Source organism: Mycobacterium sp. E3339, from assembly GCF_001666915.1.
In the GTDB taxonomy this organism is placed as follows: domain Bacteria; phylum Actinomycetota; class Actinomycetes; order Mycobacteriales; family Mycobacteriaceae; genus Mycobacterium.
On sequence record NZ_LZIZ01000082.1, the window covers coordinates 1 to 22,535 of the forward strand.

The following is a 22,535-nucleotide window of genomic DNA, read 5'->3' on the forward strand; positions in this document are numbered from 1 at the left end:
TCTCGCGGACGTGACGGTGCTGGAGAAGGCCGACGACATCGGCGGTGTCTGGCGGGAGAACACCTACCCCGGTGCGGCCTGCGACGTCCCGTCCAACCTGTACTCCTACTCCTTCGCCCGCAAGACGGACTGGGGGCGGCGGTACGCCGAGCAGCCCGACATCCTCGGCTACATACACGACACCGCCGACCGGTTGGGCCTGCGGGACCTGGTCCGCACCGGGGTGGAGGTCACCTCGGCGCGCTACGACGACGACACCGCCACCTGGCGGGTGACGACGTCGGACGGCGCGACGCGCGAGGCCGACGTGCTGGTGCCCGCGGTGGGCCAGCTGTCGCGGCCGGCGTTCCCGAACATTCCGGGACTCGACACGTTCGCGGGCCCCTCGTTCCATTCGGCGCAGTGGCGCCACGACGTCGACCTGACCGGCAAGCGCGTCGCGGTCCTCGGCACCGGCGCGTCGGCGATCCAGTTCGTCCCGCGCATCCGCCAGACCGCGGGGCGCGTCACCGTGTTTCAGCGCTCCGCGCCGTACATCATCCCGAAGCCGGACCGCGCCTACACCCAAGCGCACCACACCGCGTTCGCCAAGGCGCCGGGGTTCGCCGCCGCCATGCGGGGGCTGATCTGGGAGATCTCGGAGTTCTTCGGCCTCGCGCTGACCAGGGTGGCCCCGCTCGCCCGGCTGATCGGCATCGTCGCGTCGGCGAACATCAAGCGGCACATCAAGGATCCGGTGCTGCGGGCCAAGGTCACCCCCGACTATCCGATCGGGTGCAAGCGCGTGCTGTTCAGCAACGACTGGTATCCGGCGCTGGCCAGCGACAACGTCGACGTCGAGACCGAGGCGATCAGCGAGGTGACGCCGGCGGGGGTGCGCACCGCCGACGGCCGGCTGCACGAGGTCGACGTCATCATCTACGGCACCGGGTTCAAGGCCACCGAATTCCTGGCCCCGATGACGATCACCGGCCGCGACGGCCGTGACCTGCACGCCGAATGGGCCGGCGGTGCGCGCGCCCATCTGGGCATGGCCGTGCCGGGTTTCCCGAACATGTTTCTGATCTACGGGCCGAACACCAACCTGGGCAGCAGCTCGATCATCCTGATGATGGAGCAGCAGGCCCGCTATATCCGTCAGCTCACCGAGGAGCTCGCCCGCGGCGGCGTGGGGCGCGCGTTCGAGGTGCGGGCCGACGTGGAACAGGCCTACGACGCGGAGGTCCAGGCCCGCCTGGACGCCGGCGTGTGGACCACCTGCGACTCCTGGTACCGCACCGCCTCGGGCCGGGTCACCACCAACTGGCCGGGGCTGGTGCACGAATACCAGCGCCGCACAAGGGCCGTGGCGCTGGCGGACTACGAGGTGGTCCTGCCGGAACGCGCGGCCAGCAAGGTCGGCGCCTGACGGGACTACGCTGCAAGGCATGCTCGCAGCGTTCGGATTCGAAACCATGGGTGTGGTCGTCGGCGACATGTTTTTCGTCGACCCGCGCCCGCTCGAGGGTCAGGAGACGCCGGAGCGGGGCGTGCGGCTGGAACTGCGCCTCGTCGACAGGGACGAGCCGCAGGGCTCGATCTACGCCGGCGTCCCGATCGGGTTCAACCGCCCGGTGTGGCGGGTCGATCTGTTCGGCTCCACCGAGAGCCCGCCGGGCACGCTGGACCGAGCCCATCACCACCCGCGGTTCGACGGTTGGGAGCCCGGCCGCCGGCATTTCGTCCCGGAGCTGTCCGCCGACCCGGTGGCCTGGTTGGCCGATCAGCTGGCCGACCCGGCCGCCGTGCTGGCGCGGGCCGGCGTCGATCCCGACGCAGTTCCCGAGGCCGACAAGGCCGGTCTGGCCGCGGCCGCCCCGGAGATCGTGGCCGCGGTGAAACGGATGCTCGACGGCGTGCGGGACGGGGAGTTGGCTCCGTCGCCGCCCGAGCCGGTCGCGGCCGCCCGCACCGGCTGGCTCTAGCCGGTCACCTTTTCGGCCAGCGCGGCCAGCTTGGCGTCGAGTTGCAGTGCGGCGCTGAGCAATTCGGGGTTGGGTTCGACGACCATCAGCGACGACGGCTTGACGTAGGTCAGGCTGCTGCCTGGGCCCTCGTCGGTGATCAGGAGCTCGACCGGGGCGAACAGGCCCGCGGTGACGTCGTGGCGCAGCATCGTGATCGCGATCAGCGGGTTGCCGAGAACGACGCGGGTCACCTTGCGGTCGATGCCGGCCTTGGCGATCCACGCCCCGTGGTCGAAGGCGCCGAACAGCATGAATCCGCTGGGCCCGACGTGCGTTTCGACGCGCTGCCGGTAAGCGTCCCAGCCGTCGGTGCTCGCCGCGATGTCGTTGATGGGGACGGGCCGCTCGCCGATGTCGGCCAGGAGCGCGGCGAGCATCTCGTCGTAGCTCTTGGCGCTCTCGTAGCGCACGCGCACGCCGTTGAAAACGGTCTCGGTCATAATCTCCCCGTCCTTCGGTCCTCGCCGATCTTGAGGATCGGCGTCCGGTTCTCCGGTTGAACCCGTTCCCACAGGCCGCCCTTGCCCAGCGCCCTTCCCGACTCGTCCTCTCGGCGGAGCCATTCCTCGGCGCTCCTGATCCGATGCGGGTGAATCTCGTCGAGCAGGGCGTAATCGCGCTTGATGACCTCGTACCTCCACAAGTTCCAGAACCCGGTGAAGTTGTCGCGGATGTTCATGGTGCTCTTGTCGTTCGGGTCCGCGTTGTACCCGGCGGGCGCGTCCGCGGCCCTGCTGAGGGGACCCTCGCGCCAGTAGGTGTCCAGATCGGTGTCGATGTAGCGGGCCGGATGCCCGGTGACCTTCTCGAACGCCGCGGCAAGATCGGCGTAGCGGATCTGGTCAATGGCGACTTCGAGATCGAGGCCGTTCGCGCGCTCGGGATGGTCGAAAAGCCAACGGACGTAATAGCCGCAGTCTTCGAGAGCCACGTGGGGTACGGCTCCCTCGCCCAGTGGAACCCGCCACGTCACCACGCCGTCCTCGATCGTGGGTGCCATCGGCGTGCCGGGCGAAATCACCATCTCGATGTACGGGCCCGTCGTGAACACCGCCGCGCCCATTCGGTTTCCGTTCACCCGATTCTGAAACAGGATCCACTCACCCACGCGGCCCTTGCCGTCATAGTGGCCGGTGCGGAACTTGGAGTCATACCCCGACTTCTTGAGCCCGTAGTCGAGGTTTCCGTAGACGAAGAACTTGATGCCCTCTTCGACGGCAATCTCGTAAGCGCGCATCGCCCAATAGATCTCGGTTTTCTCGCCGGTGTTGAACCCGTCGATGTTGACGAACGCTCCGTCGGCGCCGCGGAACCCTTCGCGCAGCGTCGCTTCGTCGGCGAACGAACCTTCCAGGGCGGAGACGTTGTCGAGGGCGAGCAGCTCCTTGGCCCGCCGGGACGCCGGGTCGCGGCTGAGGAATCGAACGGAGTATTTCTGGTCGGCGACCAGGGCGCGAATGACGGGCATGCCCTGGGCGCCGGTGCCGCCGATGACGAAGATCTTCGAGGTTTTGTGCGGGGACATCGTCGCCTCACAACCGCTCGATGATGGTGGCGTTGGCCATGCCGCCGCCCTCGCACATGGTCTGCAGCCCGTACCGCCCGCCGCGCTGCTCCAAAGCGTTCACGAGCGTCGTCATGATGCGCGCGCCGCTGGCGCCCAGCGGGTGGCCGATCGCGATCGCGCCGCCGTTCACGTTGGTCTTGGCCAGGTCGGCGCCGGTGTCGTGCGCCCAGGCGAGGACGACGGGCGCGAAGGCCTCGTTCACCTCGAACAGGTCGATGTCGGCCAGCGTCAGCCCGGCGCGGCTCAGCACCTTTTCGGTGGCCGGGATGACCCCGGTCAGCATGTAGAGCGGATCGGAGCCCACGACGGTGGTGGTGTGGATGCGGGCCAGCGGGCGCAGGCCCAGTTTCTTGGCCGTGTCGCTGGTGGTGATCAGCACGGCGGCGCTGCCGTCGGACAGCGGCGAGGAGTTGCCGGCGGTGATCTCCCAATTGATCTGGGGGAAGCGGGCTTTCATGGCCTCGCTGTAGAACGCGGGCCGCAAGCCGGCCAGCGTCTCGACGGTGGTGCCGGGGCGGATGAATTCGTCGGTGGCGAGCCCGGCGATTCCGATCAGCTCGTTGTCGAACAGCCCGTCCTTGGTGGCGCGGGCGGCCTTGTCGTGGCTGGCGGCGGAGAACTCGTCGAGCTGGGTGCGCGAGAAGCCCCAGCGCGCCGCGATCAGTTCGGCGCTGATGCCCTGCGGCACCAGGCCGTCGGGGTAGCGCCGCGTCATGTCGTCGCCGAACGGGTTGCTGCCCGGCAGCACCGAGGTGCCCATCGGGACGCGGCCCATCGACTCCACACCGGCGGCGACGACGAGGTCGTAGGCGCCGGAAATCACGCCCTGGGCGGCGAAGCTGATGGCCTGCTGGCTGCTGCCGCACTGCCGGTCGATCGTGACGCCGGGAACCGATTCCGGGAATCCCGCGCCCAGCAGCGCGTTGCGGGCGATGTTCACGGCCTGGTCGCCGACCTGGGCGACGGCTCCGGCGATGACGTCGTCGATCTGCCCCGGGTCCACGCCGGTGCGGGCCACCACTTCCCGCAGGCTGTGCGCCAGCAGGTCGGCCGGCAGCACGTCGTGCAGGGCGCCGGTGGGTTTGCCCTTGCCGATGGGCGTGCGGACGGCTCCGACGATGACGGCGTCGCGGTTCATGGCTCCTCCTCGAGTCCCAGCATCTAGGTATAGATTTCTGTACTCAGGTAAACATCTGGGTACACTAAAAGCAACCCAGCCGGGGAGGTGATCTATGACACTGCTGCAGGGACCGCTGGCCGACCGCGATGCCTGGTCGGCCGTCGGCGAGTGCGCGATCGAGAAGACCATGTCGGTGGTGGGCACCAAGTCCGCGATGCTGATCATGCGCGAGGCGTACTACGGCACCACGCGGTTCGATGACTTCACCCGCCGGGTGGGCATCACCAAGGCCGCCGCCGCGGCGCGGCTGTCCGAGTTGGTCGAGCTGGGGCTGCTCAAGCGGCAGCCCTACCACGAGCCCGGGCAGCGCCGCCGCGACGAGTACGTGCTCACCGAGGCCGGCATCGACTTCATGCCGGTGGTGTGGGCGATGTTCGAGTGGGGCCGGCGGCACCTGCCGGGGCGGCACCGGCTGCGCCTGACGCACGTGGGCTGCGGCGCCGACGCGGAGGTCCAGATGCGTTGCACCGAGGGGCATCTGGTGCCGCCCGACGAGCTCGGTGTGCGGCTGGCTAAGCCTGATTGAGCGCGGCCAGCAGCCGGCGGGCCGCGGCCACGCGGCGGGCGGCGGGGCCGGACAGGGTGTCGAGCGCGCACTCGGGGTCGGCCGGCGGTCCCATGTGTCCGCAGCCGCGCGGGCAGTCCTCGATCGCCTCGGCGAGATCCGAGAATGCCATCAACACGTCGTCGGGCTCGATGTGGGCCAGCCCGAACGAGCGGATGCCCGGGGTGTCGATCACCCAGCCCGACGTCGCGAGCGGAAGCGCCACCGACTGGGTGGAGGTGTGCCGTCCCCGGCCGATGTCGGTCACCTCGCCGACCGCCCGTTCCGCCTGCGGCACAAGGCGATTCACCAACGTGGACTTGCCGACGCCCGAATGCCCGAGCAGCACCGTGATCTTGCCGTCGAGCAGGTCGGCCACCGCGAGCAGCGGGTCGTCTCGGCCCGCCGCGACCACCGTCAGGTCCAGGTCCACGAACTGCTCGGCGAACGGCTCGGGCGGCGCGAGGTCGGTCTTGGTCAGGCACAGGATCGGTGTCAGCCCGCCGGCGAAGGCGGCGATCAGCGCCCGGTCGACCAGGCCGCTGCGCGGCGGCGGGTCGGCCAGCGCCACCACCATTAGCAACTGGTCAGCGTTGGCGACCACCACCCGCTCGGTCGGATCGGTGTCATCGGCCGTGCGGCGCAACACCGTTCGCCGCTCCGCGCGCCGGACGATTCGGGCCAGCGTGTCCGGCCGCCCGGACAGATCACCCACCACGTCGACGTCGTCGCCGACGACGATCGGCGTGCGGCCAAGTTCCCGGGCCCGCATCGCGGTGACCCGCCGCTGCGGGTCGCCGCCCAGCACGCATCCCCAGCGGCCCCGGTCGACGCTGACCACCATCGCGGCCTCGGCGTCGGCGTGCTCGGGACGAGTCTTGGTGCGCGGTCGCGAGCCCCTGCCGGAGCGGACCTTGACGTCGGACTCGTCGTAATCGCCGGGCCTCAAATATCGGACCCCAGCATGTCCGCCCACAGCTCCGGGAACTCCGGCAGCGTCTTGGAGGTGGAGCCGATGTCGTCCACCTCGACGCCGGCCACCCGCAGCCCGACGATCGCGCCCGCCATCGCCATCCGGTGGTCGGCGTAGGCCCGCCACACGCCTGGGCGCAGCGGGGTCGCGGTGATCACCAGGCCGTCGGGCGTTTCGGCGCAGTCGCCGCCCAGGCGATTGATCTCGGCGCTCAGCGCCGCGAGCCGGTCCGTCTCGTGGCCGCGCAGATGCCCGATGCCCGAAAGGTGGGACACCGAGCCCGGGGTCGCGAGCGCGGCCAGCGCCGCCACCGACGGGGTCAGCTCGCCGACCGCGCGCAGGTCGACGTCGAAGCCGTCATACGTCGCGGACCCCTGCACCTCGAGGAACGAATCGCCTTGATTGACAGTGGCATTCAGCTTGCCCAGCACGGTCAGGATGTGATCGGCGGGCTGCACGCTGGTGTCCGGCCAGCCGGTGATGCGCACCGTTCCGCCGCTGACCACGGCGGCCGCCAGGAAGGGAACGGCGTTCGTCAGGTCGGGTTCCACCTCCCAGTGCCGGGCCGCGACCGGGCCGGGCCGCACGCGCCAGCGGTTGGGCACCGAGTCGTCGACGTCGACGCCGGCCTGCCGCAGCATCTCCACCGTCATGGCGATGTGCGGCGCCGACGGCAGCGTCGCACCGGTGTGCCGCACGGTCAGGCCCTCGGTGAACGACGGCGCGCACAGCAGCAGCCCCGACACGAATTGCGAGGACGCCGAGGCGTCGATGTCCACGGTCCCGCCGGCGACCGATCCGCCGCCGTGGACCCGGAAGGGCAGGCCGGCGCCCTCGATCGGCACGCCGAGGCCGCGCAGGGCGTCGAGCAACGGCGCGATCGGCCGCGCGCGGGCCTGTTCGTCGCCGTCGAACTCGACCACCGCCTCGGCCAGCGCCGCCAGCGGCGGCACGAACCGCAGCACCGTGCCGGCCAGGCCGCAATCCACCCGCGCGTCGGGCCCGGGGGCGATCCGGCCACCGACCGTCAGCTCGGACCCGGACCCGTCGACGCGCAGGCCGAGGGCGCGCAGCGCGCCGATCATCAGGTCGGTGTCCCGGCTGCGCAGCGCCCCGCTGATCGTCGGATCGCCGTGCCCTTGCGCGGCGGCCAGGGCGGCCAGCACGAGCGCGCGATTGGTCTGCGACTTCGAGCCCGGAACGGTCACGGTCGCGTGGACCGGTTTCGGCGCGTCGGGGGCCGTCCACATGCTCACCGGTCCATCATGGCGTGTCGGCAGGCAATGCCACTATGGAAGGTATGTGCGGACGGTTCGCGGTCACCACCGATCCGGCGCTGCTGGCCCAGAAGATCAAGGCGATCGACGAGGCCACCGGCGCCTCGGAGAACGCCGGGGCGCCCAACTACAACGTGGCCCCGACGACGACCATCGCGACCGTCGTGACCCGCCACACCGACCCCGACGACGACCCCACCCGCCGGGTGCGGCTGATGCGCTGGGGTCTGGTGCCGCCGTGGATCAAGGCCGGTTCCGACGGCGCACCGGAGACCAAGGGCCCGATGCTGATCAACGCCCGCGCCGACAAGGTCACCACCTCGCCCGCGTTCCGGTCCAGCGCCAAGTCGAAGCGGTGCCTGATCCCGATGGACGGCTACTACGAATGGCGCGTCAACGAACCGGCCGGCGGCAAGAAATCACGCAAGACGCCGTTCTTCATGTACCGCGAGGACGGCGAGCCGCTGTTCATGGCGGGGCTGTGGTCGGTGTGGAAACCGGCCAAGGAGGGCTCGCCGCTGCTGAGCTGCACGATCATCACCACCGACGCGCCCGGCGAGCTGGCCGAGATCCATGACCGGATGCCGCTGGTGATGCCCGAGCGCGACTGGGACCGCTGGTTGGACCCGGACGCCCCGATCGACGAAGAACTGCTCACCCGGCCGCCCGATGTGCGCGCCATCCGGATGCGCGAGGTCTCCACGCTGGTCAACAATGTGCGCAACAACGGGCCGCAGCTGCTCGAGCCGGCCGACCCGGAGCCCGAACAGGCCACACTGCTTTAGTTGCTGAGGACCAGCTTCCAGTTGCCGTTGATGTTGCGGTCCGGGACGCACCAGAAGTTGTTCCAGTTGCCCGGCGTCGAGGCCTTCACGCCCGGCCCGGCGTCCTGGCAGGCCGCCCGGGTCGGGTAGTTGCCCTCGGTTTGGATGGTGTCGGCGGTGCTGGTTCCGACGCCGACGGTCAGCAAGCCGGCGAACGCGAGCACACCGGCAGCGAAAGATCTGTTGATTGATCGCTTCATGCCGATAACGGTATGCGTAAACGGGCGATCACAAGGGCTTTTTGCGGTGACGGCCGATGCAGGTACGCGATACCGAATTGTGTCCGAAAGGCCCTGTTGCCGTTGCTCTGGGACGGCGGAGCATATTGGCATGACAACCACCGAAAAAGCTGTTTTCGAGGGCCCGCTGCAGCAACTTGCCCGTAGCGCATGGCAGCTGGTTCTCTTCATCGGCATCCTCGCCGTGGCGCTGGGTGTCATCGTCCTGGCCTGGCCCGGCAAGACCCTGTTCGTGGCCGGGGTGCTGTTCGGCATCTACCTCGTGGTTTCCGGAATTGGTTACGTGTTCGCCGCCTTCGGCGCGCACACCGGTGCCGCGATGCGCGTGCTGGCATTCCTGACCGGCGTCGTGTCGTTGGTGCTGGGCTTCTTCTGCTTCCGGGACAGGTTCGAGGCGGCCTGGCTGCTGGCACTGTGGATCGGGATCAGCTGGGTGTTCCGTGGGATGAGCCTGCTCGCCGCGGCGCTGTCCTTCGACCACCTGCCCGGCCGCGGATGGCAGGTCATTTCCGGGCTGATCATCATCATCGGCGGCGGGGTGCTCATCATCTATCCGCAGGATTCGCTCGCGGTGTTGACCCTGGTCGCGGGGTGCTGGCTGATCGCCATCGGCATCGTCGACGTCATCAGCGCGCTGCAGATCCGCAGCCGGCTTCGGGCGTGACGGTCCGCCACTCAGCCAGGAAGTTGTCGGTCAATCTCGAAGGCCAGGCATAGTTCCGCGAGCTCCGTGGGCCGCGAGAGCGACCGGCCGGTCAACTCCTCGATCCGGCGCAGCCGGTGCCGAACCGTGTTGGGGTGACAGTAGATTCGGGCCGCGGTGTCGTTAGCGGAGCCGCCCGCCTGCAGCCAGGCGCCGAAGGTCTGCAGCAACACGGCGCGCTCCTCGGCGGGCAGTTCGTCCACCCGCCGCAGCAGCTCCGACTTGATCTTGCCCATCACCTCGGGCGCGCTGACCGCCGCGACCGCGAGCGGGGTGCCGTCGAAGACCGCGACGAGTGAGTTCTCCGATCGCTTCTGGCTCAGGGCGATTCGCGCGAAGCGCAGCGCGCCGGTGGTCTCGGTCAGCTCCTGGAACACCGGACTGATCCCCACCCGGGCCGTCGCCGTGTGCCCGAGCACCTCAACGAGGGTGCCGAGCGTGCCGGACGGCCCCGGATTGCGAACGTGGACGATTCCGGCTTGCAGGTCGGGCAGCAGCCGCCACGCCGAGCGGATGTCGCGGGCCCACAGCTTGTTCTCGATCGAGGGCAGGCCGGCCCTGCCGATCGCGGGCAGTTCCGCGGCCACGACGACGTACGGGCCCCCGGTGGGCAGCCGCAGTAGCTCGGCCGCCTCCCAGAGGCTGTGCGCGCCGGTCATCCGGCCCGACAAGAGCGCTTCGACCAAAGCGGACCGCTCTTCCTCGCGCTGAAACATCTGCGCCGTGAGCTGCTGGCGGTACGCGCCGCTCATCGCGTCGGTGAACGTCTCCTGGGCGAAGAAGACCCGCGCGGTCGCGTCCAGGATCGAATCGGTGGGTATGTGCTCGGCCCGGGCGGTGGCGAGCGTCTGCTCCCACATGAACCGGAAACCGATCCGGTACGCGGTCATGACCGCCGGTAGGGGGACACCCGCCATGGCGCGCTCCGCGCCGGTCCGCTCGGCCGGAGCAACGTCGACGTCGGCGTCGCCGGCGAGGGCATGGAAGATGAAAGTGACGTTGGCCGAGCAACTTTCGGCGACCTGATCCGTCGTCACCAGGCCGCCGTCGCGATACGCGTCGATCTCACGGCACAGCACCTCGGCCATCGCCTTGCCCAATTCGGGGGCCCGGGCCAGCATCAGCCTGCCCAGCCTGACCACCTGCGGGTCGACTCCGGCGCCACCTTGCGCCGAGCGGGGTTTCGATGCCAAACCCATACCGGAAAACCCTAGGCCAGCGCCCGGGCGAATGTGGGCGGTAACACCAAACGGGCCCGGTTGTTGTTAGCGCGGACATTGTGGCGTCAGGGCCACGGGATCACGCTTTAAACAAGCACTGCAACACTTCCCGGAGCGTCCCATGACCACCTTGAGCGCCAACCTCGTCTCGTCGATGCAACGGCACCCCGAGCGCATCGCGCTGCGCTACGACGACCTGACATTCACCTTCGCCGAATTCCACGCCGCCGCCGCGCGGGTGGCGGCGTTGCTGGAACGGGCCGGGATCCGTCCGGGGGATCGGGTCGGGGTGATGCTGCCCAACACACCGGCCTTCGCACTCGCGTTCTACGGCATCATGTACCGCGGCGCGATCGCCGTCCCGATGAACCCGCTGCTGAAGGAGCGGGAGATCTCCTACTGCCTGTCGGACAGCGGCGCCGCCGCGCTGTTCGCCACACCGGACTTCGCCGGCGAGGCCACCGCGGCCGCCGCGCACGTCGGGGCGCGGTGCTGGCTGGTCGATGACGCCGGCCTGATGGAGTTGATCGCCGAGGTGCCGGAGCAACAGACCGCGGTGGAGCGCGGCGGCCACGAGGTCGCGGTCATCGTGTACACCTCCGGCACCACCGGAAAACCCAAGGGCGCCATGCTCACCCACGACAATCTTCGGCACAACGCCGACGTCGGCGTGACCACGCTGCTCGAGTTGGGCCCGGATGACGTGGTGATGGGCTGCCTGCCCCTCTTCCATGTCTTCGGCCTCACCTGCGGGCTCAACGTGTCGGTGCGCGCCGGCGCGATGCTGACGCTCATTCCGCGCTTCGACCCGGTGAAGGCCGTCGAGGTGATCGAGCGTGACGCTGTCACGATCTTCGAGGGGGTGCCGACGATGTACTCGGCGCTGCTCGGCGTGGCGGATAGGGCCCTGAACGGCGCGCTGCGAAGCTTGCGCGCCTGCGCCTCCGGCGGGGCGGCGCTGCCCGTCCAGGTCCTCACGGACTTCGAGCGGGCATTCGACTGCGCGGTTTTAGAGGGGTACGGGCTGTCGGAAAGCACCGCCGTGGCGTCCTTCAACCACCCGCAGCGGCCGCGCAAGGCGGGTTCGATCGGCACGCCGGTCGAGGGTGTCGAGATGCGGGTCGTCGACCCGGCCGGGAGCGAGGTTCCCGAGGGCGAGGTGGGCGAGATCCAAATCCGCGGCCACAACGTGATGAGGGGCTACTGGAACCTGCCGGACGCGACGCAGGCCACCATCACGTCCGACGGCTGGCTGAACAGCGGCGACGTCGGCCGCGTCGACGAAGACGGGTACTTCTACGTCGTCGACCGCACAAAGGACTTGATCATTCGCGGCGGCTACAACGTCTATCCGCGCGAGATCGAGGAAGTGCTCTACGAGCACCCGGCGGTGGCCGAGGCTGCCGTCATCGGCGTCCCGAACGAATACCTCGGCGAGGAGGTCGGCGCCGCCGTGGGGCTCAAGGAGGGCGCCGAGGCGACCCCGGAGGAACTCCGCGACTACGTCAAAACCCGGGTCGCCGCCTACAAATACCCGCGCCTGGTCTGGCTCGTCGACGAGCTGCCCAAGGGACCGACCGGCAAGGTCCAGAAGCGCGACATCACCGTTCCCGCAACAGAAAGCACGCGATAACCATGGCCACCCAAACCGCCAAAGCCGAAGAGCTCGCCGTCCCGCTCGACCTGCTCTTGACGAGCGCCACCAAGCCGTTCGCCAGCCGGATGCTGCCCGACGACACCTGGACCCGCTTCGCCGTCAGCCTCGCCAGGCAGCCCGGCGCGGTGGCCGGCCGGATCGGGGCGCTCACCCGCGAGCTCGGCGCCGTCGCGGCGGGCAACTCGCACCGGGCGCCGGCCCGGGCCGACAAGCGATTCGCCGACCCGGCGTGGGAGCAGAATCCGGTGCTGCGCCGGATCATGCAGGCCTACCTCGCCGGCGCCGAGACCGCCGAGGGACTGCTCGCCGACGCCGGGCTGGACTGGCGCGACCAGGAGAGGATGCGCTTCGTCGTCGACAACCTGGTCGAGGGCCTGGCCCCCAGCAACAACCCGCTGATCAGCCCGCTGGGGTGGAAGGCGATGATCGACACCGGCGGGCTGAGCGCGGCGCGAGGCCTGAAAGCCTTTGCGCGGGACATGCTTTCGAAGCCCCGGGTGCCAGCGATGGTCGAACCCGACGCCTACGCGGTGGGCGAAACCTTGGCCCTCACCAAGGGGGCGGTCGTGCTGCGGACGTCCATGTTCGAACTGATCCAATACGCCCCGCAAACCGCGAAGGTCCGTGAGGTGCCGCTGCTGTTGGTGCCGCCGGTGATCAACAAGTACTACATCATGGACATCGCGCCCGGGCGCAGCATGATCGAGTACTTCGTCGCGCAGGGCCAGCAGGTGTTCGTCATCTCCTGGCGCAATCCACAAAAGCGACACCGGGATTGGGGCTTCGACGCCTACGGCGCGGCGATCATCGAGGCGATGGACACCGTGCAGAAGATTGCCCGCACCGACCGCACCCACCTGCTGGCCACCTGCTCGGGCGGCATTCTGGCCGCGATGACGGCGGCCCACCTGGCCGACATCGGCGAGGGTGACCGGGTGGCGGGCCTCAACCTGTCGGTCACCGTGCTGGACGAGAACCGGGCGGGGCTGGCCGCCGCGGTGATGAGCGACCGCGCGGCCCACGCGGCGATCCGGGTCTCGAGCCGGAAGGGGTACCTGGACGGCCGCGACATGGCGGAGATGTTCGCCTGGCTGCGGCCCACCGACCTGGTGTGGCGGTACTGGGTGAACAACTACGTCCAGGGCCGCAAGCCGGCGCCGTTCGACGTGCTGTTCTGGAACGCCGACACCACCCGGATGACGGCCGCGTTGCACCGCGACATGGTGCTGATGGCCGTGCGCAACGCGCTCGTCACCCCGGGCGCGCTGACGATGCTGAACAGTCCGGTCGACCTCGGCAAGGTCACCGCCGACGCGTATATCGTCGGCGGCGTGGCCGACCACATCTCCCCTTGGCAGGCGACCTATCGCAGCGCCCGGTTGCTCGGCAGCAAGGACAACCGCTACGTGCTGTCCACCAGCGGCCACATCGCGGCGCTGGTCAACCCGCCGGGCAACCCCAAGGCTTCGTACCGGACCGGTCCGGTCGACGCGGAGGATCCGCAAGAATGGCTCGAATCGTCGCAGAAGTCCAGCGACTCCTGGTGGCCGGACTACGTGCAATGGCTCGCCGAGCGCAGCGGCCCGGAGGTCAACGCCCCGAAAGCCCTTGGCGGCAAAGGGCTCCCGCCGCTCGGCCCCGCTCCCGGCGGCTACGTGATGGAGAAGTGAATGAAGCGTAGCCCACAGCAGAGGCGCCTGCGGGTGGTCCAGCCGAGCACGGTGGGCCAGGAGCGCTACCTCAACACCGGCGGGCAGCGAATCCGGGTGAACATCCGCCCGGGAACGGGCGTCCCGCTGGTGCTGTGCAACGGCATCGGGGCCAGCCTGGAGGTGCTCGACCCGCTGGTCGAGCAGCTGCCGATGACGGTGGTGAGGTTCGACGTGCCGGGGACCGGGGGATCGCCGACCTCGCCGCTGCCGTACGGGTTTCCCTACCTGGCCTGGGTCCTGGGGCGGGTGCTGTCCAAACTCGACATGGGCGTTGTCGACATCCTCGGGCTCTCCTGGGGCGGCGCGCTGGCGCAGCAGTTCGCGTTCCAGAATCCGCGCCGCTGCCGGCGCATGGTGCTGGTGGCGACGGGCACCGGCGTTCTCATGGTGCCCGCCAGCCCGTTCGTGTTGGCGAAAATGGCCACCCCGCGCCGGTTCTCGGATCCCAACTACGCCGCGGCGATCGCCGGTGACCTCTACGGCGGCACCGTCCGCGCTCACGGGGAAGACGTGGCCAAGTTGTTCGTGCGGCAGCTGCACGCCGGTTCGAAGATGGGTTACCTGCACCAACTGCTCGCCGGGGCGGTCTGGACGAGCCTGTTCGCGCTGCCCGCGGTGCGGCAGGAGACGCTGATCGTCGCGGGCACCGATGACCCGATCATCCCGGTGGCCAACGCCCACATCCTGCACCGGTTGCTGCCCCATGCGATGCTGCACCTGCATTCGGGCGGTCACATCGACATCGTGCACAACGCGACCGAACTCGCCCCCGTGATCGAGGGCTTTCTGAGCGAGGCGGGCGAGCGGGCCTAGGCGCGGATGTCCGCGGTGACCGCATTCGTCAACCGGATCAGGTCCTGCGGCGAAACGCCGACGTCCCAGCCGCGCCGGCCCGCACTGCAGTACACCCGATCCCAGGCGAGGGCGCCCGCGTCCAGCACGGTCGGCAGGGTCCTGCGTTGCCCGAACGGCGACACCGCGCCCACCACGTAGCCGGTGGCCCGCTCGGCGGCGGCGGGCTCGGCCATGCCGGCCTTGGCCACCCCGAGCGCCGCGGCGGCCGCCTTCAGTGAAAGCCGGTGCGGCACCGGCAATATCGCGACGGCGAGCCCGCCCGGCACCGTGATCACCAGCGTCTTGAAGATCTGCTCCGGCGCGATGCCGCGGTCGGTCAGCGCGTGGACCGCCTCCGCGCCGAACGAGCGTTCGCGGCGATCATGGTCGAAGGCGACGACCTCGTGCGGCACACCGGCTTTCGCCAGCGCCGCCAGCGCGGGCGTCGCGGCGTGGGGCGTCAGGGCTCGGCCCGACTAGGGGCCCGAGTACCCCGGCGGGTTGACCCCGTCGACCCAGAAGTCGACGCCCAGCTGCCCGCCCGGCACGCAGTTGTACACCGACAGGTCGGAAACGCCGGACTCCAGCAGCACGTCCTCACACAGCAGCATGTTGCCGGTGTACTCGCGGGCGGGCTTGTTGAGGATGACGTAGGCCGCGTCGGAGTACACCTCGGGCTTGCGGGCGCGACCCATCGCCTCGTCACCGCCGAGCAGGTTCTGCACCGCGGCGGTGGCCACCAGCGTGCGCGGCCACAACGTGTTCGACGCGATGCCGGCGTCGCGCATCTCCTCGGCGATCCCCAGCGCGCACAGCGTCATACCGAACTTGGCCATCATGTAGGCGGTCGGCTTCAGCCACTCCTTGCCGAGCAACACCGGCGGCGACAGCGTCAGGATGTGCGGATTGTCCGCGGCCTTCAGGTGCGGGATGCAGGCCTGCGACACCGCGTACGTACCGCGCACCTGGATGCCGTTCATCAGGTCGAACCGCTTCATCGGCACCTCGGTGATGGACCCCAGGTTGATCGCCGACGCGTTGTTGACGCAGATGTCGATGCCGCCGAACTGCTCGACGGCCTTGGCCACCGCGGATTCGACGGACTCCGGATCGCGGACGTCCCCGACGATCGGCAGCGCCTGCCCGCCGGCCTCCTCGAGCTCCTTGGCGGCGGTGTAGACCGTGCCCGGCAGCTTCGGGTGCGGCTCGGCGGTCTTGGCGATCAGGGCGATGTTGGCGCCGTCTTGGGCGGCGCGTTTCGCGATCGCCAGGCCGATGCCACGGCTGGCGCCGGAGATGAACATGGTTTTGCCTTGCAGAGACATGGCGTCACAGTAACGCCCGGCCGCCGGCGGCCCGATCGGGGGACAGGCGGCCCAGAATGGCGCCGGGAAATAGCACGTCGGCCCCCGCTGTTGACACTGTCGGTCTCAAAAGTCATGCGGGCGCACCCGGGCGGACAGTGTCGGTGGCAGCCTCTAGATTGGGAGGAGCGGTTTGGTGTCAGCGGCGACGAGCCTGTTGGACCGTCCAATGGGTGCCGAGCAGTTGGCTTGCTTTGCGAGCCCGGTGGCGCTTTCAGCGCTGCCCGGTGACACCGCAGCAGAAGGGACCGGGGTACTCGACATGGCCGACATCGACGGCGCCACCGCAGCGGAGCTGCCCGATCCCGCGGCGCAGGAGACGGACGCGGAGCTGATGGCGCGCTTCGAGCGCGACGCGATTCCCCTGCTTGACCAGCTCTACGGCGGTGCGCTGCGCATGACCCGCAATCCCGCCGACGCCGAGGACCTGCTGCAAGAGACGATGGTGAAGGCCTACGCCGGCTTCCGCTCGTTCAGGGCCGGCACCAACCTCAAGGCGTGGCTGTACCGGATCCTGACCAACACCTACATCAACAGCTACCGCAAGCGGCAGCGGCAACCGGCGGAGTACCCGACCGAGGAGATCACCGACTGGCAGCTGGCGTCCAACGCCGAGCACTCGTCCACCGGATTGCGTTCGGCCGAGGTGGAGGCACTCGAGGCGCTGCCCGACAACGAGATCAAGGAAGCGTTGCAGGCGTTGCCGGAAGAGTTCCGGATGGCCGTCTACTACGCCGATGTCGAGGGTTTTCCGTACAAGGAAATCGCCGAGATCATGGATACGCCCATCGGGACGGTAATGTCACGGCTGCACCGCGGCCGGCGTCAACTGCGTTCGCTGTTAGCTGACGTGGCCAAGGAGCGGGGCTTCAACCGCGGCCAGCAGGCGCACGAGGAGGTGTCGTCATGAGCGAGTTCTCCGGCTCCAGCGACACGTGCCCCAACGACGACGCCCACGGCGCCGTCGGCTGCGCCGAGGTGATCCGCCAGGTCTGGCTCCTGCTCGACGGCGAATGCACACCCGAATCCCGCGACCAGCTGCGCCGGCACCTCGAGGCGTGCCCCGGCTGCTTCAAGCACTACGGCCTCGAGGAGCGGATCAAGGCGCTGATCGCCACCAAATGCAAGGGCGAGAAGGCCCCCGAGGGCCTGCGCGAGCGGCTACGCCTGGAAATCCGCCGGACCACCATCATCCGGGAATCGCAGTAGCGATCCTCAGGCGTTGGGCCGCTTGCCGTGGTTGGCCTTGCTGTGCTTGCGGTCGCGCTTCTTCCGGCCCCGTTTGGCCATGTTGGAATCCTCCGTTGATTGCGGGCGTCCGGCGCCCGTTAGCTTGCCTCACATTCTCGCACGGCCTGTCGGGGCCCGTGCGCCGCGGTGCGGCGGGGGCCTGTGGTTCGATATACCCGAGCCTGACGGAAGCTTGATGGACCAGCAGCCAGCCTGCGCGATGGCCGAAACGAGTGGGGTGAAGATGGCCGAGGATGTGCGCGCCGAGATCGTGGCCAGCGTGCTCGAAGTCGTAGTCAACGAGGGTGACCAGATCGGCAAAGGCGACGTCGTGGTGCTGCTGGAGTCGATGAAGATGGAGATTCCCGTCCTGGCAGAGGTCGACGGCACCGTCAGCAAGGTGAGCGTCTCGGTGGGCGATGTCATCCAGGCCGGCGACCTGATTGCCGTGATCAGCTAGCCCACGAAAGATCTTGAAGCCTTCTTGTCCAGCCGGGGGATGGCCCGGGGAGTGAGTGATGTCGACTCTCGGTGATCTGCTTGCCGAACACACCGTGCTGCCGGGCAACGCCGTGGACCACCTGCACGCGGTGGTGGGCGAGTGGCAGCTGCTGGCCGACCTGTCGTTCGCCGACTATCTGATGTGGGTTCGCCGCGACGACGGCACGTTGGTGTGCGTGGCGCAGTGCCGGCCCAACACCGCGCCCACCGTGCTGCTGACCGACTCGGTGGGCAGCGTGGTCGCCGCCGACCGGTTGCCGCTCGTCGCCGGAACCTTCGACTCGGGCACGGCGCAGCGGGATCACGATGCGGCACAACGGGATTCGTGGCTGCCCGGCCCGCACGTCGAGGCCTCCCCGGTGCGGTACGGCGGCCAGGTGGTGGCCGTGCTCACCCGGCACCAGACCGCCGTCGCCGCCGACCGCGCGTCCGGCCAGCTGGAAACGGCGTACCGCGACTGCGCCGGCGATCTCGTCCACATGCTCGCCGAGGGCACGTTCCCCGACGTGGGGGACGTGGTCATGTCGCGCTCCACCCCCCGGGCCGGCGATGGCTTCATCCGCCTGGACGTCAACGGCGTCGTCGCCTACGCCAGCCCCAACGCCGTGTCGGCCTACCACCGGATGGGCCTGACCACCGAGCTGGAGGGCCGCAACCTGGTCAAGGTGACCCGCCCGCTGGTCTCCGACCCGTTCGAGGCGCAGGAGCTGGCCGAGCACGTCCTCGACCTGCTGGCCGGCGGGCGCAGCATGCGCATGGAGGTCGACGCCGGCGGCGCCACGGTGCTGCTGCGGACGCTGCCGCTGGTGGTCGACGGCGCCAGCGCCGGGGCGGCGGTGCTCATCCGCGACGTGACCGAGGTCAAGCGCCGCGACCGCGCCCTGATCTCCAAGGACGCCACGATCCGCGAAATCCACCACCGGGTGAAGAACAACCTGCAGACCGTGGCGGCGCTGCTGCGCCTGCAGGCCCGGCGGACGGTCAACGCCGAGGGGCGCGAGGCCCTGATCGAGTCGGTGCGCCGGGTCTCGTCCATCGCCTTGGTGCACGACGCGCTGTCGATGTCGGTGGACGAGCAGGTCAACCTCGACGAGGTCATCGACCGGATCCTGCCGATCATGAACGACGTGGCGTCGGTGGACCGGCCGATCCGGATCAACCGGGTGGGCGACCTGGGCGTGCTGGACTCCGACCGGGCTACGGCCCTGATCATGGTGATCACCGAATTGGTGCAGAACGCCATCGAGCACGCCTTCGACCCGTCCTCCGAAGAGGGCTCGGTGACCATTCGGGCCGAGCGTTCGGCGCGCTGGCTCGACGTGGTGGTCCACGACGACGGCCGCGGGCTGCCGGAAGGCTTCAGCCTGGAGACGTCCGACAGCCTCGGCCTGCAGATCGTGCGGACGCTGGTGTCGGCGGAACTCGACGGCACGCTGGGCATGCGGCAGGCCCCGGCCCGCGGCACGGATGTGGTGTTGCGGGTGCCGATCGGCCGGCGGGCCCGGCTGGTTTTATAGGCGCACACAACAGCGCGGCCCCGACTTTCGTCGAGGCCGCACTGTTGGGTCTAACCGAGTCAGACTCCGCTACGGGCCTTCGTCCGGGCGTTGCGACGCTTGAGTGCGCGCCGCTCGTCTTCGCTCATGCCGCCCCAGACGCCCGAGTCCTGACCGGTGTTCAGGGCCCACGACAGGCAGTCCGTAGTCACCGGGCACCGATTGCAGACCAGTTTCGCGTCAGCGATCTGCGCGAGCGCCGGGCCGCTGTTCCCTACCGGGAAGAACAGCTCCGGGTCCTCGTCGCGACAGACCGCCTTGTGGCGCCAATCCATAAGTAGTTACTCCTCACTGAGTGCGCAGCAAGGCGCACGGCCAATTTCTTCGGCTGTTAACGCGTGCACAAGAAAAGGGTCCGTACCCCTATCTAAATTTCTGCATGCAACCTTTCGATCGTTTCACAGGCCCAACAGATGTCAATAGCGTGCGTTAGCTCGTGGGCTATCTCACTTCGATCGTTCGGTAGCCGGGCCATTACTCCGTTGTACTACACTGACTGGCCGATCTCGGGAAACGTCTTCGCCGCCTGGCCCGGGGCCGCTTCGTTTGCGCAGGTCAGACGGTGCTTTTGCGCGGGGGTGCGACGACGGCCAGTGCGTCCGGGACCGACCGGAACGTCATGGTTTCGCGCACGCCGAGGTAATCCCCGTCGAACTGGCAGGCGACCGGGCCGCCGGTCGAGGTGACCCGCAGGCAGGGCACGTCGTCGTCGGTGATCAGGTGGTCGAACGCGAACTTGGGGTGCTTGGCGAACATCTGGCGCACGATGCGCAGGGTGGGGATCGTTTTCATGCTCAGGGGCGCGAACACCCCGAGCCCCGATTCGAAGGTGCAGCCGGGGTTGGTCCATACCGGCCGTTCGTTGGCGAATGTCCAGGGGCTGGAGTTCGAGACGAACGCGAAGCTCACCCCCGTGATGGGTTCGCGGCCGGGCAGTTCGAGGGTCAGCATGGGCTCGCGGCGGGTGTAGCCCCACACCGCCGGCACCGCCGCGCGAATGTAGCGCCAGGCGGTGACCTTGCCGCCTTTGTCCCGTTCGGCCTCGACCGCGGCCACGACCTCCGCGTCGACGCCCATCCCGGTGTTGAACACGGCCCACCGCTCACCGCAGTCGATCAGCCCGATGCGGCGCCAGGTGTGGTGGCGGCGGTAGTCGTCGAGCAGCTGAATGAGCTGGTTGGTGGCGGCCACCGGGTCGCGCGAGATCCCCAGCGACCGCGCCAGCACGTTCGCCGAACCGCCGGGAACCACCGCTACCGCCGGCACCGGGCCGGTGGGCTCCGACGTCGCGCCCGGACGGCCGAGCAGGCCGTTGACCACCCCGCTCACGGTGCCGTCGCCGCCGTGCACCACCACCAGGTCGACACCGTCGGCGACCGCCTTCTCCGCCAGCTCGGTGCCGTGACCGCGGTGGTTCGTGTGTTCGACGGTGAGCTGCAGGCGGCTCTTGAGCGCGTGCGCCAGCAGGTCGCGACCGGCCGGCGTGGTGGAGGTGGCTGTGGGGTTCACGATCAGCACGGCGCGCATGAAGCACGAGCTTATGCGGGGTCGGTAAGACCCGGCTGTGGAGCCCGCGCGCGTGACTACGCTGACGCGGGTGACAGTCTTCCGCGACAACCACGGCTCCGCCCCGGCCGCCGTGCGCGGCGCCGGGGTCCTGGTGCTGGCGCAGGGAGCGGCCGCCCTGGTCATGGCGGCGGTGCTGGTGGTGCGCGGCATCGCCGGGTCCGACCAGCACGTGGTCAACGGCTCCCCGGCGAGCGGGTGGTACGCCCAGGGAACGGCGGTCTTCTTCGTCCTGATCGGCGCGGTGGTACTGGCCGCCGGTCGCGCGCTCCTGCGCGGAAAGCGCTGGGGGCGTGGGCTGGCCGTGATCACCCAGCTGCTGTTGGGGCCGGTGGCCTGGTACCTGACCGTCGATTCGCACCGGCCCGGCTTCGGGATTCCCGCGGGAATCGCGGCGCTGGTCGTGCTGGGCCTGCTCTTCAGCCCCGCGGGCCTGCGCTGGGCCGCCGGCGGCGATCAGGGCGACTCCGCCAGCTCGGCCAACCGCGGGCCCGACAACCGGTAGGTGGTCCACTCCCGCTGCGGTTCGCCACCGACGCCGTCATACAGCGCGATGGCGTCGGCGTTCCAATTGAGCACCGCCCAGGACAACCGCGTGTAGCCGTTTTGGAGGCATTCGGCCGCCAGCGTGGCCAGCAGGGCGCGGGCCAGGCCGCGGCGGCGAAATCCCGGGCGCACGAACAGGTCTTCGAGGTAGACGCCCGCCACGCCGTCCCAGGTGGAGAAGTTGAGGAACCACAGCGCCATCGCGCCGATCTCCCCGTCGACCTCCGCGACGTGCCCGAACAACGTCGGCGTCGCACCGAAAAGCGCTGCGGCAATTTGTTTTTCGGTGACCGTGCATTGATTCGCGGCGCGTTCGAATTCGGCCAGCGCGTGAATCATTTCGGCGATCGCGGCGGCGTCGTCGGGCCTGGCGCGGCGAATGGTCATTGCTCGACGTCCAATGCGTTGAGAATTGTGGCGAATTTGATTGTGGTTTCCGCGACTTCCTCGTCGGGGTCGGATTCGGCGACGATGCCGCCGCCGGAGCGGGCGAGCGCGGTGCGGCGGTCCGCCGACAGCTGCGCGCAGCGGATGGACACCACCCAGCGGCCGTCGCCCCGGGCGTCGCACCAGCCCACCGCCCCCGCGTAGAAGCCGCGGTCGCCCTCCAGCTCGGCGATGAGCTCGAGGGCGGCCTTGGTCGGCACCCCGCCGACCGCCGGGGTCGGGTGCAGCGCCAGGGCCAAATCGATTGCGGTGGTTGATATGTCGCGGAGCCGGCCGCTGATCGGTGTGCACAGGTGCCACACCGCCGCGGTGCGGCTCAGTTCCGGCTCGGCGGCGACCGTGAGCTCGTCGCACAGCGGCTCCAGGGCGGCCCGAATGGTCTCGATGACCAGCTGATGCTCGTGGCGGTCCTTGGCCGAATGAGCCAGTGCGGCGCCGCTGGCGGCGTCGGCTTGCGGGTCGGCGGCGCGCGGGGCCGACCCGGCGAACGGCCGGCAGGTGACGCGGTCCCCGGACCGCGCCACCAGCAGCTCCGGGCTGGCGCCGACCAGCGCCGCGCCGGCGTAGTCGCCGCCGGCGGCGGTCAGGT

27 protein-coding genes are annotated in these 22,535 nt (G+C 69.4%); 13 read left to right on the forward strand and 14 right to left on the reverse strand.

Annotation, left to right across the window (positions count from 1 at the left end):
* A partial coding sequence (locus A5702_RS07460; RefSeq protein WP_068219592.1) for an NAD(P)/FAD-dependent oxidoreductase occupies positions 1-1,408 on the forward strand: 1,408 nt, incomplete at its 5' end.
* A 19-nt stretch (positions 1,409-1,427) separates the two neighbouring features.
* Positions 1,428-1,964 (forward strand): hypothetical protein, encoded by a 537-nt coding sequence (locus A5702_RS07465; RefSeq protein WP_067815636.1) that lies wholly within the window; start codon positions 1,428-1,430, stop codon positions 1,962-1,964.
* Here the strand turns inward: A5702_RS07465 and A5702_RS07470 are convergent.
* Genes A5702_RS07470 through A5702_RS07480 form a run of 3 tightly spaced genes read right to left on the reverse strand, consistent with a single transcriptional unit; the run spans position 1,961 to position 4,711 of the window.
* Positions 1,961-2,446, reverse strand: coding sequence for a DUF302 domain-containing protein (locus A5702_RS07470; protein WP_068219595.1), 486 nt, complete (start codon positions 2,444-2,446; stop codon positions 1,961-1,963). The two genes, A5702_RS07465 and A5702_RS07470, sit on opposite strands and share 4 nt — an antisense overlap.
* Positions 2,443-3,531, reverse strand: coding sequence for an NmrA family NAD(P)-binding protein (locus A5702_RS07475; protein WP_068219598.1), 1,089 nt, complete (start codon positions 3,529-3,531; stop codon positions 2,443-2,445). The genes A5702_RS07470 and A5702_RS07475 overlap by 4 nt, the downstream gene beginning before the upstream one ends.
* Positions 3,532-3,538: 7 nt before the next feature.
* Positions 3,539-4,711: a thiolase family protein gene (locus A5702_RS07480; protein WP_067815645.1), complete on the reverse strand. Its 1,173-nt coding sequence runs from the start codon at positions 4,709-4,711 to the stop codon at positions 3,539-3,541.
* Positions 4,712-4,805: 94 nt separating this feature from the next.
* On the opposite strand from A5702_RS07480, the gene A5702_RS07485 reads away from it, so the two are divergent.
* The gene (locus A5702_RS07485) at positions 4,806-5,279 is read left to right on the forward strand and encodes a helix-turn-helix domain-containing protein (RefSeq protein ID WP_068219602.1); all 474 of its coding nucleotides are present in this window, start codon (positions 4,806-4,808) and stop codon (positions 5,277-5,279) included.
* On the opposite strand, the gene rsgA is transcribed toward A5702_RS07485, so the two are convergent.
* Positions 5,266-6,246, reverse strand: a complete 981-nt coding sequence (rsgA, locus tag A5702_RS07490; protein WP_055399048.1) for a ribosome small subunit-dependent GTPase A — start codon at positions 6,244-6,246, stop codon at positions 5,266-5,268. The two genes, A5702_RS07485 and rsgA, sit on opposite strands and share 14 nt — an antisense overlap.
* Positions 6,243-7,526 carry a 3-phosphoshikimate 1-carboxyvinyltransferase gene (gene aroA / locus A5702_RS07495; protein ID WP_156669518.1) on the reverse strand — a complete coding sequence of 428 codons (1,284 nt, stop codon included), beginning with the start codon at positions 7,524-7,526 and terminating at the stop codon, positions 6,243-6,245. Before aroA ends, rsgA begins: the two co-directional genes overlap by 4 nt.
* A gap of 44 nt (positions 7,527-7,570) precedes the next feature.
* On the opposite strand from aroA, the gene A5702_RS07500 reads away from it, so the two are divergent.
* A complete protein-coding gene (locus A5702_RS07500; RefSeq protein ID WP_055399046.1) occupies positions 7,571-8,332 on the forward strand; it encodes an SOS response-associated peptidase in 762 nt (253 codons plus the stop codon).
* Here the strand turns inward: A5702_RS07500 and A5702_RS07505 are convergent.
* Entirely contained in the window at positions 8,329-8,577 is a 249-nt protein-coding gene (locus tag A5702_RS07505) for a hypothetical protein (RefSeq protein ID WP_055399162.1), read from the reverse strand. The genes A5702_RS07500 and A5702_RS07505 overlap by 4 nt on opposite strands.
* Before the next feature lie 124 nt (positions 8,578-8,701).
* On the opposite strand from A5702_RS07505, the gene A5702_RS07510 reads away from it, so the two are divergent.
* Positions 8,702-9,274, forward strand: coding sequence for an HdeD family acid-resistance protein (locus A5702_RS07510; RefSeq protein WP_055399044.1), 573 nt, complete (start codon positions 8,702-8,704; stop codon positions 9,272-9,274).
* An 11-nt stretch (positions 9,275-9,285) separates the two neighbouring features.
* Here A5702_RS07510 and A5702_RS07515 read toward each other — a convergent pair whose 3' ends face one another.
* Positions 9,286-10,512 carry a CdaR family transcriptional regulator gene (locus A5702_RS07515; RefSeq protein ID WP_067821921.1) on the reverse strand — a complete coding sequence of 409 codons (1,227 nt, stop codon included), beginning with the start codon at positions 10,510-10,512 and terminating at the stop codon, positions 9,286-9,288.
* A 142-nt stretch (positions 10,513-10,654) separates the two neighbouring features.
* On the opposite strand from A5702_RS07515, the gene A5702_RS07520 reads away from it, so the two are divergent.
* The 3 genes from A5702_RS07520 to A5702_RS07530 are packed head-to-tail and all read left to right on the forward strand — an operon-like array spanning position 10,655 to position 14,715.
* The gene (locus tag A5702_RS07520; RefSeq protein WP_067821919.1) at positions 10,655-12,166 is read left to right on the forward strand and encodes a long-chain fatty acid--CoA ligase; all 1,512 of its coding nucleotides are present in this window, start codon (positions 10,655-10,657) and stop codon (positions 12,164-12,166) included.
* A gap of 2 nt (positions 12,167-12,168) precedes the next feature.
* Positions 12,169-13,860 (forward strand): alpha/beta hydrolase, encoded by a 1,692-nt coding sequence (locus A5702_RS07525; protein WP_067821917.1) that lies wholly within the window; start codon positions 12,169-12,171, stop codon positions 13,858-13,860.
* Entirely contained in the window at positions 13,861-14,715 is an 855-nt protein-coding gene (locus A5702_RS07530) for an alpha/beta fold hydrolase (RefSeq protein WP_055399039.1), read from the forward strand. It abuts the gene before it with no gap.
* Here A5702_RS07530 and A5702_RS07535 read toward each other — a convergent pair.
* Together A5702_RS07535 and A5702_RS07540 are read right to left on the reverse strand one after the other, a co-directional pair.
* The gene (locus A5702_RS07535; protein WP_231965012.1) at positions 14,712-15,149 is read right to left on the reverse strand and encodes a YbaK/EbsC family protein; all 438 of its coding nucleotides are present in this window, start codon (positions 15,147-15,149) and stop codon (positions 14,712-14,714) included. The two genes, A5702_RS07530 and A5702_RS07535, sit on opposite strands and share 4 nt — an antisense overlap.
* Positions 15,150-15,212: 63 nt before the next feature.
* A complete protein-coding gene (locus A5702_RS07540; protein WP_055399035.1) occupies positions 15,213-16,061 on the reverse strand; it encodes an NAD(P)-dependent oxidoreductase in 849 nt (282 codons plus the stop codon).
* Positions 16,062-16,362: 301 nt separating this feature from the next.
* Between A5702_RS07540 and A5702_RS07545 the strand changes: the two genes are divergently transcribed.
* Both A5702_RS07545 and rsrA read left to right on the forward strand, forming a co-directional pair.
* Positions 16,363-17,010 (forward strand): sigma-70 family RNA polymerase sigma factor, encoded by a 648-nt coding sequence (locus A5702_RS07545; RefSeq protein ID WP_055399033.1) that lies wholly within the window; start codon positions 16,363-16,365, stop codon positions 17,008-17,010.
* Positions 17,007-17,309 carry a mycothiol system anti-sigma-R factor gene (gene rsrA / locus A5702_RS07550; protein WP_055399031.1) on the forward strand — a complete coding sequence of 101 codons (303 nt, stop codon included), beginning with the start codon at positions 17,007-17,009 and terminating at the stop codon, positions 17,307-17,309. Before A5702_RS07545 ends, rsrA begins: the two co-directional genes overlap by 4 nt.
* Before the next feature lie 6 nt (positions 17,310-17,315).
* On the opposite strand, the gene A5702_RS27235 is transcribed toward rsrA, so the two are convergent.
* Complete coding sequence (locus A5702_RS27235) at positions 17,316-17,390, reverse strand: 50S ribosomal protein bL37 (RefSeq protein ID WP_011728008.1); 75 nt, start codon at positions 17,388-17,390, stop codon at positions 17,316-17,318.
* Positions 17,391-17,574: 184 nt separating this feature from the next.
* Between A5702_RS27235 and A5702_RS07555 the strand changes: the two genes are divergently transcribed.
* Positions 17,575-17,790 carry a biotin/lipoyl-binding carrier protein gene (locus A5702_RS07555; RefSeq protein WP_044512934.1) on the forward strand — a complete coding sequence of 72 codons (216 nt, stop codon included), beginning with the start codon at positions 17,575-17,577 and terminating at the stop codon, positions 17,788-17,790.
* Between the two features lie 58 nt (positions 17,791-17,848).
* Positions 17,849-19,348, forward strand: a complete 1,500-nt coding sequence (locus A5702_RS07560; RefSeq protein WP_055399029.1) for a sensor histidine kinase — start codon at positions 17,849-17,851, stop codon at positions 19,346-19,348.
* A gap of 59 nt (positions 19,349-19,407) precedes the next feature.
* On the opposite strand, the gene whiB1 is transcribed toward A5702_RS07560, so the two are convergent.
* Positions 19,408-19,662, reverse strand: a complete 255-nt coding sequence (gene whiB1 / locus A5702_RS07565; protein ID WP_007168139.1) for a transcriptional regulator WhiB1 — start codon at positions 19,660-19,662, stop codon at positions 19,408-19,410.
* Positions 19,663-19,942: 280 nt separating this feature from the next.
* Positions 19,943-20,914 carry a diacylglycerol kinase family protein gene (locus tag A5702_RS07570; RefSeq protein ID WP_067821914.1) on the reverse strand — a complete coding sequence of 324 codons (972 nt, stop codon included), beginning with the start codon at positions 20,912-20,914 and terminating at the stop codon, positions 19,943-19,945.
* A gap of 70 nt (positions 20,915-20,984) precedes the next feature.
* On the opposite strand from A5702_RS07570, the gene A5702_RS07575 reads away from it, so the two are divergent.
* Positions 20,985-21,458 carry a hypothetical protein gene (locus A5702_RS07575; RefSeq protein WP_067821924.1) on the forward strand — a complete coding sequence of 158 codons (474 nt, stop codon included), beginning with the start codon at positions 20,985-20,987 and terminating at the stop codon, positions 21,456-21,458.
* Here A5702_RS07575 and A5702_RS07580 read toward each other — a convergent pair.
* The gene (locus A5702_RS07580; RefSeq protein ID WP_067821912.1) at positions 21,410-21,886 is read right to left on the reverse strand and encodes a GNAT family N-acetyltransferase; all 477 of its coding nucleotides are present in this window, start codon (positions 21,884-21,886) and stop codon (positions 21,410-21,412) included. The two genes, A5702_RS07575 and A5702_RS07580, sit on opposite strands and share 49 nt — an antisense overlap.
* On the reverse strand, positions 21,883-22,535 hold a 653-nt coding region (locus A5702_RS07585; RefSeq protein ID WP_156669519.1), incomplete at its 5' end, for an isochorismate synthase MenF. The genes A5702_RS07585 and A5702_RS07580, both read right to left, overlap by 4 nt.

Bases quoted from the DNA above. Each gene is read 5' to 3' on its own strand.
- A5702_RS07545 (WP_055399033.1), top strand. From the start codon at position 16,363: ATGGCCGACATCGACGGCGCCACCGCAGCGGAGCTGCCCGATCCCGCG.
- A5702_RS07560 (WP_055399029.1), top strand. From the start codon at position 17,849: ATGTCGACTCTCGGTGATCTGCTTGCCGAACACACCGTGCTGCCGGGC.
- A5702_RS07530 (WP_055399039.1), top strand. From the start codon at position 13,861: ATGAAGCGTAGCCCACAGCAGAGGCGCCTGCGGGTGGTCCAGCCGAGC.
- A5702_RS07555 (WP_044512934.1), top strand. From the start codon at position 17,575: ATGGCCGAGGATGTGCGCGCCGAGATCGTGGCCAGCGTGCTCGAAGTC.
- A5702_RS07525 (WP_067821917.1), top strand. From the start codon at position 12,169: ATGGCCACCCAAACCGCCAAAGCCGAAGAGCTCGCCGTCCCGCTCGAC.
- A5702_RS07470 (WP_068219595.1), bottom strand. From the start codon at position 2,446: ATGACCGAGACCGTTTTCAACGGCGTGCGCGTGCGCTACGAGAGCGCC.
- A5702_RS07570 (WP_067821914.1), bottom strand. From the start codon at position 20,914: ATGCGCGCCGTGCTGATCGTGAACCCCACAGCCACCTCCACCACGCCG.
- A5702_RS07580 (WP_067821912.1), bottom strand. From the start codon at position 21,886: ATGACCATTCGCCGCGCCAGGCCCGACGACGCCGCCGCGATCGCCGAA.
- A5702_RS07510 (WP_055399044.1), top strand. From the start codon at position 8,702: ATGACAACCACCGAAAAAGCTGTTTTCGAGGGCCCGCTGCAGCAACTT.
- A5702_RS07485 (WP_068219602.1), top strand. From the start codon at position 4,806: ATGACACTGCTGCAGGGACCGCTGGCCGACCGCGATGCCTGGTCGGCC.
- A5702_RS07515 (WP_067821921.1), bottom strand. From the start codon at position 10,512: ATGGGTTTGGCATCGAAACCCCGCTCGGCGCAAGGTGGCGCCGGAGTC.
- A5702_RS07475 (WP_068219598.1), bottom strand. From the start codon at position 3,531: ATGTCCCCGCACAAAACCTCGAAGATCTTCGTCATCGGCGGCACCGGC.
- A5702_RS07500 (WP_055399046.1), top strand. From the start codon at position 7,571: ATGTGCGGACGGTTCGCGGTCACCACCGATCCGGCGCTGCTGGCCCAG.
- A5702_RS07480 (WP_067815645.1), bottom strand. From the start codon at position 4,711: ATGAACCGCGACGCCGTCATCGTCGGAGCCGTCCGCACGCCCATCGGC.
- A5702_RS07540 (WP_055399035.1), bottom strand. From the start codon at position 16,061: ATGTCTCTGCAAGGCAAAACCATGTTCATCTCCGGCGCCAGCCGTGGC.
- whiB1 (WP_007168139.1), bottom strand. From the start codon at position 19,662: ATGGATTGGCGCCACAAGGCGGTCTGTCGCGACGAGGACCCGGAGCTG.
- rsrA (WP_055399031.1), top strand. From the start codon at position 17,007: ATGAGCGAGTTCTCCGGCTCCAGCGACACGTGCCCCAACGACGACGCC.
- A5702_RS07520 (WP_067821919.1), top strand. From the start codon at position 10,655: ATGACCACCTTGAGCGCCAACCTCGTCTCGTCGATGCAACGGCACCCC.
- A5702_RS07465 (WP_067815636.1), top strand. From the start codon at position 1,428: ATGCTCGCAGCGTTCGGATTCGAAACCATGGGTGTGGTCGTCGGCGAC.